Consider the following 12,513-nt stretch of genomic DNA (forward strand, 5'->3'; position numbering starts at 1 on the left):
TAAACTGCTCAATTGGGCCAGTAAGGCGCATCCGGCCGTTGGGTTCAGTTGTTTATGGTCGGTTGCCGTTCTACCAGATAATAGTTGTGTTTTCCTATATCCTGTGTCATGCTTGATTTTTCCGCCCTTTTCATGGCCCGGGTGCAGGCCAGCACCCAGGTGCAGTTCGTCTACGACATAGCCGCCGGGCAGGTGGTTTTCGTGAATGCGGCCTACGGGCCGGTACTGCTGGGCACCTGTGCCGGCGTCAACGCCGAACTCCCCGCTTTGCTGGCCCGCATTCACCCCGACGACCAGGCCTACCTGGCCGAGCACTGGGCGCGGTGGATGCGGGGGGAGCAGCTAGGTGAAATCGAGGTCCGGTTGCAGCGCGTGGGCGAGTTGGCGCAGTGGTTTGCGGCCATTCCCTACTACCATGTGGGCGAAGCCGGTGGCCCGCTACTGGTTTGCACCCTGCACGATATCAGTGCGGCCAAGCACCACCAAGCTAATTCGGACTTATTCAACAGCCGTAAGAACGTGACGCTGGAGGTGCTTTCGCACGACGCGAGCGGGGCCTTTATCATGGTGGAACAGCTGGCGCAATACCTGCGCGACGAGCTGCCGGAGGCGGTCCGGCCCCAGGTCGCTCAGATGCTTGATATGCTGGAGAACACCAGCCGGGAGAGTGTAAAGATGATTCGCGACCTGATCAACATTGAATTCACGGCGGCTGTGGCCACCAACCTGAAGATGGATCGGGTGGACCTGGGCGACATCATGCGCGGCCCGTTGGCGCAGCTGCAACTCGGCTACAAGCTGCTGGGGCACCATTTCACGTACTCGCTGCCGGCGGAGGCGGTGTACGTGAACCTGGACGTGAGCAAGTTCACGCAGGTGGTTATCAACCTGGTGAGCAACGCCATGAAGTTCACCCGCGACGAAGGCCACGTGTGGGTGACCGTGACGGGGCTGCCGGACCGGGCGCGGGTGCAGGTAGCCGACGACGGTATCGGGATTCCGGCGGCCATGCTGCCGCACGTGTTCGAGCGGTTTACCAGGGCCCGGCGGCTGGGCCTGCGGGGCGAGGAAACCATCGGCCTGGGCCTTTCGCTCTGCAAAACCATCGTGGAGTGGCACGACGGCACGCTGTCGGTGAGCAGCGTGGAGGGCAAAGGCAGCGTGTTTACCGTGGACATTCCGCTGGCTGAAGGGGCGCTGAGCCGCCTACCCGACGAATTGGTAGACGCCGTTGTGTTTCAGTAGGCGCTACGCTGTTGCGCGGGTTGGTAGGCAGTCCGCTGATGCGGGTATAGAGGGCGCTAGCTCATATACGCCAGCACGCTGATCAGCACCGTAGCTGCCCCCAGCAGTATGCCCGTAAACAGCCAGTCTTCATTGGAATCCCAGTGGGCCGGAAGCAGAAATTGCTGCGGATCGGCGGCGAGGTAACGGACGGTGAACTGTTGGCCTACCTGCCAGTCAGTGAATGTAGCGCGGGTATACTGTAGCGCGATGGGGGCTCCGGTGGATGGCTGGAACTGGATAATAGGGTCGTAGCTGCAGTGGTTTACATCATTGGAATATTCAGGGTCATAGATGGGAATCAGGGCAACTACTGTTCCCTGAGTTGTTTCGCCGTGCTGCTGGATCAGGCGCTGCTCATGGTAGCGGCCCAAAAAATAGTAGAAGAGGTACGCTCCGAAGGCGCATCCCAGTGCCAGCATTATTTCGGATTCACCAATAGGTAGATTGGACAACATCAGTGCGCTGTGCTTCGCCAAGCATAATAGCGTGAATTGGTGGTGTGTTTCTGCGTCAGCGCCACTTAGGTCTGCCTGGGGCAGTGCGACGTTCTTGGCCTTTCGCAAGCCGGTAGGGGCTGCTTGGTACTTCAGTTTTTGAGTTGACCAAGACGTCAAGACCCGAGATGATTATGAACTGATCAGGTGCCGCTGGCAGGTAGCACACCTCGACCTGCTGGCCTTTCCTGCACTCAGTGATGTGCTTTCTGTCTGAAGCAGTGAGCATCAGAAGCTGTCCTGTACTTGTCCTGAAGCGAACCACCGGAAAACGGTGAAACAGGTCAAAAAACTCCAGGTCTACTATTTCTCCTGGAACCCGCTTTCCATACCTGAGAATATGTAAGCGGCTGTGTGAATTTTTATCGGAGCGGTACAGGGCAAACGCTATTCCTACAACAAACGCTGCGAATAGCAGGAAGAAGAAGGTGTTCATTGGGAAATGCGGGAGCTGATGAGGCTGAAGTGGAAGCAGTTGATCCTGTTTCAGCGCCTCTAGGATGCTGAGATTTTAACTCAGATGCTAACCACATTAAAATTGCCAAACCAACCATGCGGAGTAACTTATAAATCCCAGGCCAATGAGCATGAACACGGTAGGTCCCAGGATACTAGCAGATGAACTAATAATAAATTCTTCTGGATCAGTGGGGTTGTATATAACGTCTACGATGTCGCCTTCACGGTAGCGACTTTGAAAACCGTCAGTCAAATTGGTGTAACTCTTGGAAATCCAGCGCTTATCAGCAGTGACAAAACGTATTGAATGCTGATAAAGTCCTTGGTCGCCAAAAACCTTCAGCCAGGAATCATCGATGACGCTAGTGACAGTGCCGGTGGTCATTTGGCCCTCTCGGGCTAATCGTTGGTGTTTGTGGCGTAAGGTATTGCCTGATAGAAGGCAAGCGGCACCCATAGCAAGCCACAGGAATATTTGAAGTTCTGAACCCATACCGAAAACTACTCCCGCTTTAGCGCCTCCCGAATCCCGCTCAATCCGCCGGCTATGTTTTCCAGTTTCTCCAGCATCTGCAGGAGCTGGGCGGGGCCGGAGTGGCGGAGGTTGTCGAGGTAGGTTTGCTTGATTTGTTGCCAGCGGGCGGTTTGTTCGGGGGTGAGCCAGCCGAGTAGTTCGCGCAGCTTGAGCAAGTTGGCTTCGGTGGCGCTGGTCAGGGTCTGTGCCTCGCTTTCATAGTGGGCGGCCAGCAGGTCGGTGATTTCCTGGTCGTTCATCACGGGGCGGACTTTCTCGGCCAGCTTGTTCATGTTGCGGTAGGAGCCTTGCAGCTTGAACGGCGGCTCGGTGCGGTAGGCGTCGGCCTGGGCAGCGCTGGCAATGTAGGCGGCATTTACCTTGGCCACCACATCGCGCAGGCGCAGCAGCTGGCCGAGCACGGCCACGTACTCGTTGAGCTCCTCGGGCGAGTGGTTGCCCTCGAAGCTGAGGCCGTCCTGCTGCCCGGTTTCGGCGAGGCGGATGAGGGCGGGCACGTCCTGGGGGCTTTGGGTGGCGAGGCGGGCCAGGGCCGTGTTGCTGGTGAGGGCATTTTCGAGGTAGGAGAGGCGGAATGCCTCTTCGGAGCCCGCCGTGAGGATGTCGCCGAGGTTGTAGATGTCGGCGCGGTTGGCCAGCATGTCGGGCAGCTGGAATACGTCGCCACTTTCGGTATAAGGGTTGCCGGCCATCACCACGGCCACTTTGCGGCCCCGGAAGTCGTAGGTGCGGGGGCGGCCCTGGTACACGCCCTCAATCTTGCGCTGGGCGTCGCAGAGCGAGATAAACTTCTGCAGAAACTCGGGGTTGCAGTGCTGAATGTCGTCGACGTAGATCATCACGTTGTCGCCCATCTCGAAGGCTAGGTTCAGCTTCTCCAGCTCCTGCCGGGCCCCGGCGTTGGGGGCCTGGGCGGGGTCCACGCTCGTCACGGCGTGGCCGATGGCCGGGCCGTTGATTTTCATGAAGATGAGACCCAGGCGGTTGGCCACGTACTCCATGAGGGTGGTTTTGCCGTAACCGGGCGGCGAAATCAGCAGGAGCAGCCCCATCAGGTCGGTGCGCTTACCCTCGCCGGCCGTCCCGATCTGCTTGGCCAGGTTGGCCCCGATGAGCGGCAGGTACACCTGGTCGATGAGGCGGTTGCGCACGAAGGACGTGAGCACACGGGGCCGGAAGTCTTCCAGGCGCATATCCTCGGCGGCCCGGGCCAGCAGCTGCTTCTTCGTCTCCTGAAACTGCTCGTACTGGGCCACAGTGGCGCGGTCGTAGTGCAGCAGGCGGCGGCGGAACTCGGGGAAGTTGAGGTGGTAGTTGTTAGTTGTTAGTTGTCCGTTGTTAGTGGAAACGATGCGCGGGTGGGTGCCCTGGAAGCCGTCGAGGTTTTCAGTGGTGGGCGTGTGGACGACGCGGGCGGGGTCGAAGGTTTGGGTGAGCAGCAGGACGGCTACCTCACCCCCCGACCCCGCATCTGCTTTATGCGCAGAGTCCTTAGGGATAGGGGGAGCCTGACGATTATCATTTGACGTAGTTTGTTGTGATACGCCAGCGCCGTTTTCTGACGCGAGGCTTCCCCTATCCCGGAGGGGAGGGGGCTGGGGGGTGGGGTTCGCCGCCTGCACCCACTGGCGCACCAGCTGGAACTGCGCTACGGGCTGGTCCTGGAGCTGGTCGATGGACTGCTGGAAGAGGTCGGTGGCGTGGCGCTCCTGCAGCTGCTTCTGGAACTGCTGGTGCAGGTCGGCGGCTTCCTGGGAGATGATGAAGGAACCGGTGTGGGTCAGCTCGTGGAACAGGTAGTCGCCGGCTTCCTGCACCTGGGCGGGGGTGAACAGGCCGGTTTGCGTGGCGAAGGTTTCGATGGCGGTTTGCAGCTCGGCTTTGAGGGCGTCGAACTCCTGCGAATCGGGGAAGACCTGGAGCAGCACGCCGATGCCCTGCAGCTGCCGCTCCCAGTGGGCGCGCTGGTCGGGGTCAGCGAAGCGCAGCCAGTAGAGGGCGGCGGCGGCGCGGGTGTCGGCGGGGTAGCGGAGCAGGTCGGCGGTACGGGTGAGGCGCACCAGGGCCGTGAGCAGCAGGGCGGCGTCGTGGTCGTGCACGCCTTTGAGGTAGCCTTCCTGGTAGCGCGCGGCCATGAACTGCTGCACGTAGCTCAGCAGCTCGGCGGCGCTCAGGTGGCCCAGCTCGGGCACCGACAGCACGGCGGGGTGGCCGGCCTCGGGGTTGGCGGGGGCGGGGTGCTGGGCCGCCTGCAGAATGCGCCAGGCCAGGAATTCGGCCCGGTACACATCCTGGTTTTCCGACACCACGGTTTGCTCCCACACGGGCCGGGAGGCCAGCAGGGCCGGGTCGGTTATCTTCTGGAAGAAGTTGGTGCCGGTGAGGTGGTAGTGCAGGTCGCCGTCGCGCAGCACTACGGTCAGCTCCAGGGGCTGGGTGTTCACCGTGAAGGCGTGGGTGCCGAAGCGCAGGGTCTGGCCGCCGTCGGCGAACAGGTCGGCCCGGTCGCGGAGCTGGCGCACGGCGTTTTCGCGCAGGGTTTTCAGGCGGCTCTGCACGTCGTCGGCCTTCACCGAGTCGCCGAGGCTGAGCAGGTCCTGGGCGGTCTGGCGCACCTTTTCCACCATCACGTCGGCGGCAAAGTACCCGTTGATGTCGGCCACCGATTCCAGCCGGCTTACGCGGCTTTGCACCGCCTTCAGTAGCCGCTCGGCGCTTTGCAGCAGGGCCGAGGCGCGCTGGTTGCGGGCGGCCACCAGGGCGGTTTTCTTCGACTCGAAGGCCTCCACCACCTGCTCGCGGCGGGTGGTGAGCTGCTCAATGAACTGGTCGAAGTCGGGAAACTTGCCCTCCAGCTCTTCGAGTTGCACCATGAGCTTGGTGAGGTACTCGTCGCACTTGGCGGGCGTGTCGGCCAGGTCGAGGTAGTTGGTGAGGGCCTGCTCCAGCAGCTTGAGCTGAGCGGTAAACTCGGCCTGGGCCTCGGTGCCGGCCAGCGCCTGCCGCCGCCGCTTCAGGGCCGCCCGAATCTGGTTGAAGCGGGCGTACACCGTCGAGATGTTGTCGATGATGGCCGTGGTCTGGGTGGGGTCGGGGATGGGCAGGTTGCTGACCACCTCAATCAGCAGCTCCAGCTCCTGGGCTACGGCGGCGGTTTCCTGCTCGCGCTGGTCGGCTTCGATGGTTTTCTGGACCTGCTCTACGCCGTCGGCAATGGCCTGCACGCGCTGGGAATAGGGCAGGAGGGCATCGGGCCGGAGCAGGAAGTCCACGGTTTGCAGCGCAACTTCCTTGCTCAGGCTTTCGAGGTCCTGGGCGTGCTTTTCCACGGCCGGTAGCTCTACGTAGCGCAACTCCTTCAGCGAAATTACCTCGCCACGCACCCCGCGCAACTCGCCCAGCAGCTGCACAAACTCCGTGACGGTATCGGGCGCCGAGCGGCGGATGCGGCCGGTCAGCTCGTCGGCTTTCTGAAACACGACGGCCGTTTGCTGGGCCGTGTTTTTGCGGATGCTTTGCACCTTCTCAAACTCCTCCACGGCCGCCGTGGCCGTCTGGCGGATTTCGGCCAGGGGCTCGGCCAACGCCTGGGCCGCCGGCTCGCGCAGCCAGTGGTAGGCGTCGGTGAGGGCGGTGGTCTGGCGGATCAGGTCGAGGTAGAGGCCGGCGTAGCTGTCGTCCTTGCCGGCGAGGGTCAGCACTTCCTGCACCTCGCTCATGGCCCGCACGATTTCCTTGTTGCCCAGCTTGTAGAGGTAGGAATCGGAGGTGACGGGCAGCTGGAAATCGGGGGCGGTGTAGGGCGTCTGCCAGATCTGCACGGCGTGGTGCTTCTTGGGCTCGTCGTCGGCCCGGAAGTAGCACAGCTCGCCGTTCTCAAACAAAGCGTAGCCGTGGCACACGATGGGGTTGTCCACGCGCTGGGCAATGCGGTTGTAGCTCAGCAGCAGGTAGGTGCCGTGGTCCTTGTTGAAGAACACGTACAGAAAATCCTCCCCGTTCGGCGACACCACGCGCTTCTCAAACAGCATCTCGCGCAGGCCGTTGTCGAATAGCTTGTTGTCGCCGGTTTGCAGGTAGAAGCCGTGGGGGAAGATCAGGCCCTGGCCATCGGGCAGCAGCACGCAGGCATCGGCCAGGGCATCGAGGCGCTGGGCGGTTTTGAGCTTGTGGTTGAAGATGAAGTAACGATACGTCTGCTCCTGGTAGGGCCGGATCTTGAGCAGAATCAGGTTGCCGACCACCGCAAAGTAGATTTCCGAGTCGTCGAGGGTCTGATCCTTATCATCGACCGGCTCGCTCAGAATGCCGTGGCCGGTGCTGGTGTTGTCCTCGATTTTGATGGTCAGGTCGCCGCCCACGGTTTCCACGAACACCTTGTCCTCGATGCTGATGTGGGGATGCTTGCCGCCGCGCTGCATGTCGCGGGTGGCGCGCTTCCACTGGAACTCGTGCTGGGGCGGGAAGGTGTACTCGTGGTCGGAGCGGTTGTCGAGGTAGGTCAGTGTATCACCTTGCACCAGCCACTTAAACGTCTTCACATCCGACGCACTCTTACCCACCCGAAACACCATGAACAGGTGCACGCCAATGACGGCGAACTTCACGAACTGGGTGTTTTTGTAGTAGCGGTAGAGGTTGCGGAACTCCTCCAGAAACTGCGGGTGCTGCAGCAGCTCCAGCCCCAGCGGCCGGAAATCGTGCCCGGCGTACTCGTACACCCCAAACACGTCGGCCAGATCTGGCTCTGCCTTCAGCCCCAGCACCACATTATAGCCGAAGATGAACCGCTGGCCCACCGGCACCATGTCCCAGGCCACGCAGTTATTTTCGGTGCTGATGCGGCCGGTGCCCAACAGGCGCGTATCCACGGCCCCGAACACCTGCTTGCGCTCCGTGTTGAGCTGGTCGAGGCGCTGGCGCAGGTCGGTGCTGCTCTTGAGCAGGCGGTTGCGCAGGATTTCGTAGGTGCCGGTTTCGAGTTGGGTAGCTTGAGCTTCCATAGGAGGGCAAGGCACAGACCCTTGCAGGGAGAAAAAACGGCTAATTAGTATCGTGACGACCGTAACCGGGCCTTCAGGATAGCATTGGCTGGATCTGATTTAGCGTAGATGACGGCGGTAGTGTCGCCTTTGGCGTGGGTGCGCAAAAAGTTTCTGGACACCCGCGTCCGAAGGAAATGCTCCACGCCGCCCACGGTATACCGCACGGATATGCGCCGGCCCTTGTACCTTCTGACTCGGGTAATAATGCCCGTGGCGTACCCCGGATTTTTCAGAATCAACGCCCGCTTTTCGGCCCTATCCGCTTTAACGAAGTAGATAAGGCCGGCAAAAAGGGCAATGCAGAAAGCCAGGCCAAGGATGATGCCCACGGTTTGCCGGCGGGTCATTTGGGGAGTGGTAGAATCGGGAGCTTGCATGAGCAGGTAGCCAGCGTTAGAATCTAGTCGCCTCACCCCAACCCCTCTCCGAAAAAGGAGAGGGGCTCTAGTTGTAGATTTTAGAGGTAGAGACGAGCCAGTACTAGCCTTTAAAGGGTAGAAGCCAGTTTCCCCTCTCCGAAAAGGAGAGGGGTTGAGGTGGAACGCTCTTACTTTAGCTCCAGCATCCGCGCCGGCTTATCTCCGATGCCCAGCGCCACAGCCGTGCCGGCCAGCTGCGTGATGGTGGCACGGGTGGCGTCGTCGCCGGCCTGGTTCATCATCTTCAGCAGCAGGGCCGAGACGCTCAGGTTCTTCATGTCCTCTGAGCTTAGGCCGAACTGGTCCACGAAGCGGCGCAGGTTGGCTTTGAAGTCGCCGCTGCCGTCGGGGCTGAAGAAGGCGTCCTTCACGGTGCCCAGCACTTCGGAGTTATGCACCGTGCGGTCAATCATCTTGCCCTTGGTGATGGAGCCGATGATCTGGTCGAAGAACATCGTTTCGCCGCCCACGATGTCGATTTTGGCGGCTTTGAGGGCCTCGCCGATAACGCCGGCCTGCGAGGCGGCAATGTCCTTCTGGATGTTGATCTGAGCCAGCTCCACCGACTTGTCCTTGTCGAGGCGCAGCTTGAATTCCTCGTGGTCTTTGCCCACGCCGTCGAGCTTCTTCATGGCGTCGGCCTTGGCTTCGATGCCCTTGGCTTCCACCGCGAATTTCTGCTCCGATACGGCCGCTTCGGCCAGCCCCTTCTTCTGGTCGGCGTCGGCGCGGAACTGGATGATGTCGGCATCGGCCTGGCCTTTCTCGCGGTTTACTTTGGCGGCTACCAGGCCCAGCTTCTCGTCGGCTTCGGCCTGAGCGCCGGCTTTGGCCTGGATGGCCTGGGCCTCGGCGGCGGCGGTGAGCTGGAGCACGGCGGCCTCGGTTTCGCCTTCCTTCTGGCGGGCGGTGGCTTTGGCCTGCATCACCTGGGCTTCGGCCAGGCCTACGGCCGTGGCCTTGCTGGCTTCGGCTTCGGCCAGCGTGCGGATGGCCTGGCCCTTGAACTCGGCGGCGGCCTTCTCGGCTTCGGCATCAATGAGGGCCTGCTTGGCGCGGAACTCGGCGGCCTGGCGCTCCATGTCGGCGTTGCCCACCAGCGTGACTGTCGCGGCTTCGGCCTGCTGCTTGGCGGCCGTCAGGGCCACCAGCTTTTCGCGCTCGGCCAGGGCCTGGGCGCGGGTGTCCTTGATTTTTTCTTCTTCCTGCACCGTGGCCTTTTCCACCGTGATTCGCTCCCGGATAATGGTCTGGATGTTCTTTTTCTCTTCTTCCAGGGCCTTCTCCTTTTCAATCTGGGCGAGGGCCACAATCCGCTCCCGCTCGTTTATTTCCAGGGCTTTGGCCTGGGCTACGCGCTCCGTTTCCACGGCGTCGGTGCGCTGCTTGTTGCGCTCGGCCACCAGCACCTGCCGGTCGCGGTTCTGCTCGGCAATGCCCACTTCTTCCTCGGTGGCGATGCGTGCCTTCTCCGATTTCAGGGTTTCTTCCTGCTGCACCTTGGCCGCCTCGGCGTTTTCGCGGGCCTTGATGTTGGCAATTTCCCGCTTCTGCTTTTCCTGGTTTTCAATCAGCTGCTTTTCCAGCTGCAGAATGGTTTCCTGGGCCTCTACGTCCTGCTTCTTGATGGTTTTCTGCTGCTCGCGCTGGATGGAGTTGGCCTGGATTTTCTGCTCCGAGGTCAGGGCAATAATCTTCTTGATACCCTCGGCGTCGAGAATGTTGTCCTGATTCAGGGCCGTGAGCGGGGTTTGCTCCAGGTAGTCGATGGCGCAGTCGTCGAGCACGTAGCCGTTGAGGTCGGTGCCGATGATGCGCAGGATTTCCTGCTTGAACTGCTCGCGGGAGTTGTACAGCTCAATGAAATCGAAGTGCTTGCCCACGGTTTTGAGGGCTTCCGAGAACTTGGCGTCGAAGAGGTTTTCCAGCGCGGCCGGGTCGGAGGCGCGGTGCGCGCCGATGCTCTGGGCCACGTTCAGCACGTCGTCGTGGGTTTTGTTGACGCGCACGAAGAAGTTCACCTTCACGTCGGCCCGCAGGTTGTCTTTGCACACCAGCCCCTCGGAGCCGGCCCGCTGGATGATGATGGTTTTGAGCTTGATGTCCATCACCTCCAGCTTGTGCAGCACCGGCACAATAAAGATGCCGCTGAACGATACCTTGGTTTCGCCCATGCCCGTGCGTACCAGGGCCTCGCCCTGCACAGCCTTTTTATACATGCGGGCCACAATGGCAATAAAGCCCAGAATAAGAACGGCGACGATGACCAGCACCGCAAGAGAGAGTTGTTCCAGCATGGAAGTAAGGAGTAGGAGTAGAGGCAAATCGGGAGAAAAAAAGAGAAAAATATGGGTAGCTGCCGCGCAGGAGCAGGATGTTAAGAGCCTGTATTGACCGATGTAGAGACGCGACACTTCGCGTCTCGTCGTTGCTGACGTTGGCTAATGGCGTAGTTTCGGGCCGTTCAATGACGAGACGCGAAGTGTCGCGTCTCTACACCGGATACCGCCCTGAGCAGCGTTCAGGGCGCGTCATAGGGCTCCACAAGGTAGCAGCGGCGGGCGGCATCGTAATCGATTATCAGGGCCGTGTCGCCTTTTTTTAGCTCGCTGGCGGCTGAGGCGGCCCGCACGTTGAGCACCAGCGGCGCGCCGGCACGCTGCGGCACGCTGGCCTGGCCCAGTTGCTCCTGGCTGGCGGGCAGCAGCAACGTGCAGACTTTGCCCAGCGGCTGCGCGCCGCTGTCGTGGTTGTGCTCCATGGCCGCAAACAGCCGCACAAACGGCGTGGTCAGCACCTTGCCTACCAGCAGGCTACCCAGCAGCAGCGGCATCAGCAGTGCCAGCCCCAGCAGCCCCGACGTGTTGCCCAGGTAGTAATTCAGCAGGATGCTGCCCACCCACCACGGCAGCGCCACCAGGCTCACGAACACCATCAGCGGCACCCGGCCCAGGTTGAAAAACGCCAGCGCGTGGTTCAGCCAGCTCACGCCCGCATGGGCCGTATCGGGCGCGGCGTGGCCATCGGTGCCCAGGTGCCCGGCGTGGTCGGTATCCACGTCGATGGTTTTGAAGTCGAGCACCCCCAGCAGCACCGTCAGCCAGTAGAGCAGCACAAACACCAGCAGGCCAGTCGGCAGCAGGTTGGGCGGCGAAACAGCAGCGTGTAGAAGTTCGGTCATAGAGCAGGGAACCGCCGGATACTAAGAATGAAATGTGGTTAGGCCGTCGGCAGCTGGCGGCGTAGCTCCTCGTTTTCGGCTTGCAGACGCTTGGCGTAGCCAACGTAGGTGGTCAGGCTAATCATGAGGCCAAAAACCATCAGCGTCCGGCCATTGCCGAAGTCAGTGAAGTGAAATATCTGAAAAGCCACGCCGGCCAAGAGCATCAAGACGCCCAGCACCCGCTGGGTTTTTTCTTTCATGTTCAAAGAAGTGCAGTAAGTATAACAGAGAGCTAGAAATGGGAGGAAGGGCCGTTTACCCCAGCCCCAGCTTCGCCTTCAGGGCCTGCAAATCGGCCGAGGCCTGTCCGCTGCTGTCTTTGCCCAGCGCCTTATCGATTTCCTGGTCAATGGACTTGCTTTCCTGCGCAATCTGCCCGTACGATTCGGCCAGGGCTTCCTCGGTGGCCACCTTGTCCTTCATGCGCTCCAGTAGCGCCACCGTGCCTGACGAATCCAGCTGGGCCAGCTGCTGGTTGATGGTTTTGGTGGCCGTGCTCACCGTCACGCGGGCTTTCAGCGTTTTCAACTCGTTGTCCCACTGCGAGATGGTGCTTTTGAGCTGCTGCACGTTCTGGTCGAGCTGCTGGGCCGAGGCCTCGAACTTCTGCTGCTCCTGGGTGGCGCGGGCGGCCTGGGCTTCGTGCTGGGTTTTCTTGAGCAGGGCTTCCGTGGCGAGGCGGTCGGCTTCGGGGGCCTCCAGCTCCTGGCGGTGAGCCTTTTGCAGCAGCAGCACGGCCTTGTTTTCGTAGTCGAGGGCGCGGCTGCGCTCCGTCTCAGCATCGTTGCGGCTGCGAATGACCAGGGCCTTCACCTCCGCCAGTGCATGCAGGGCCTTATCAAGGTCTTCGCGCAGATCGCGCAAACCCTGCTCGGTCAGCTTGATCGGGTCCTCGAACTGATTGACTGCCGAATGCGCTTCGGCCTGCCCAATTTTGAAGATGCGGTTGAAGAGGTTCATGGCTATTGGAAGTTTGGGGTGTTGAGGAAGTTTGGCTCGTCATGCTGAGCGAAGCTGAAGCATCTCTACCGCTTCGTCTGATTACTACTGC

At 60.9% G+C, this 12,513-nt stretch carries 9 protein-coding genes; 1 reads left to right on the forward strand and 8 read right to left on the reverse strand.

Features of this window, described 5'->3' with window-relative positions:
- Window positions 1–108: 108 nt before the first annotated feature.
- On the forward strand, window positions 109–1,245 hold the full coding sequence (locus tag HSW_RS08145) for a PAS domain-containing sensor histidine kinase (RefSeq protein ID WP_044001528.1): 1,137 nt from the start codon (window positions 109–111) through the stop codon (window positions 1,243–1,245).
- A 56-nt stretch (window positions 1,246–1,301) separates the two neighbouring features.
- Here HSW_RS08145 and HSW_RS08150 read toward each other — a convergent pair whose 3' ends face one another.
- From HSW_RS08150 to HSW_RS08190, 8 genes are all read right to left on the reverse strand, one after another.
- Window positions 1,302–1,706 (reverse strand): DUF3592 domain-containing protein, encoded by a 405-nt coding sequence (locus HSW_RS08150; RefSeq protein WP_044001529.1) that lies wholly within the window; start codon window positions 1,704–1,706, stop codon window positions 1,302–1,304.
- A gap of 607 nt (window positions 1,707–2,313) precedes the next feature.
- Window positions 2,314–2,733, reverse strand: a complete 420-nt coding sequence (locus tag HSW_RS08160) for a DUF3592 domain-containing protein (protein ID WP_044001531.1) — start codon at window positions 2,731–2,733, stop codon at window positions 2,314–2,316.
- A gap of 8 nt (window positions 2,734–2,741) precedes the next feature.
- A complete protein-coding gene (locus tag HSW_RS08165) occupies window positions 2,742–7,778 on the reverse strand; it encodes a DNA repair ATPase (RefSeq protein WP_044001532.1) in 5,037 nt (1,678 codons plus the stop codon).
- A gap of 44 nt (window positions 7,779–7,822) precedes the next feature.
- A complete protein-coding gene (locus tag HSW_RS08170) occupies window positions 7,823–8,197 on the reverse strand; it encodes a DUF3592 domain-containing protein (RefSeq protein WP_155832881.1) in 375 nt (124 codons plus the stop codon).
- A gap of 170 nt (window positions 8,198–8,367) precedes the next feature.
- Window positions 8,368–10,536, reverse strand: a complete 2,169-nt coding sequence (locus HSW_RS08175; RefSeq protein WP_044001534.1) for a hypothetical protein — start codon at window positions 10,534–10,536, stop codon at window positions 8,368–8,370.
- Between the two features lie 224 nt (window positions 10,537–10,760).
- Window positions 10,761–11,420, reverse strand: coding sequence for an OB-fold-containig protein (locus HSW_RS08180; protein WP_044001535.1), 660 nt, complete (start codon window positions 11,418–11,420; stop codon window positions 10,761–10,763).
- 38 nt (window positions 11,421–11,458) lie between these two features.
- The gene (locus tag HSW_RS08185) at window positions 11,459–11,662 is read right to left on the reverse strand and encodes a hypothetical protein (protein WP_044001536.1); all 204 of its coding nucleotides are present in this window, start codon (window positions 11,660–11,662) and stop codon (window positions 11,459–11,461) included.
- Between the two features lie 55 nt (window positions 11,663–11,717).
- Complete coding sequence (locus tag HSW_RS08190) at window positions 11,718–12,422, reverse strand: PspA/IM30 family protein (RefSeq protein ID WP_044001537.1); 705 nt, start codon at window positions 12,420–12,422, stop codon at window positions 11,718–11,720.
- Window positions 12,423–12,513 lie beyond the last annotated feature (91 nt).

This window comes from Hymenobacter swuensis DY53 (assembly GCF_000576555.1).
Classification (GTDB): Bacteria; Bacteroidota; Bacteroidia; order Cytophagales; family Hymenobacteraceae; genus Hymenobacter; species Hymenobacter swuensis.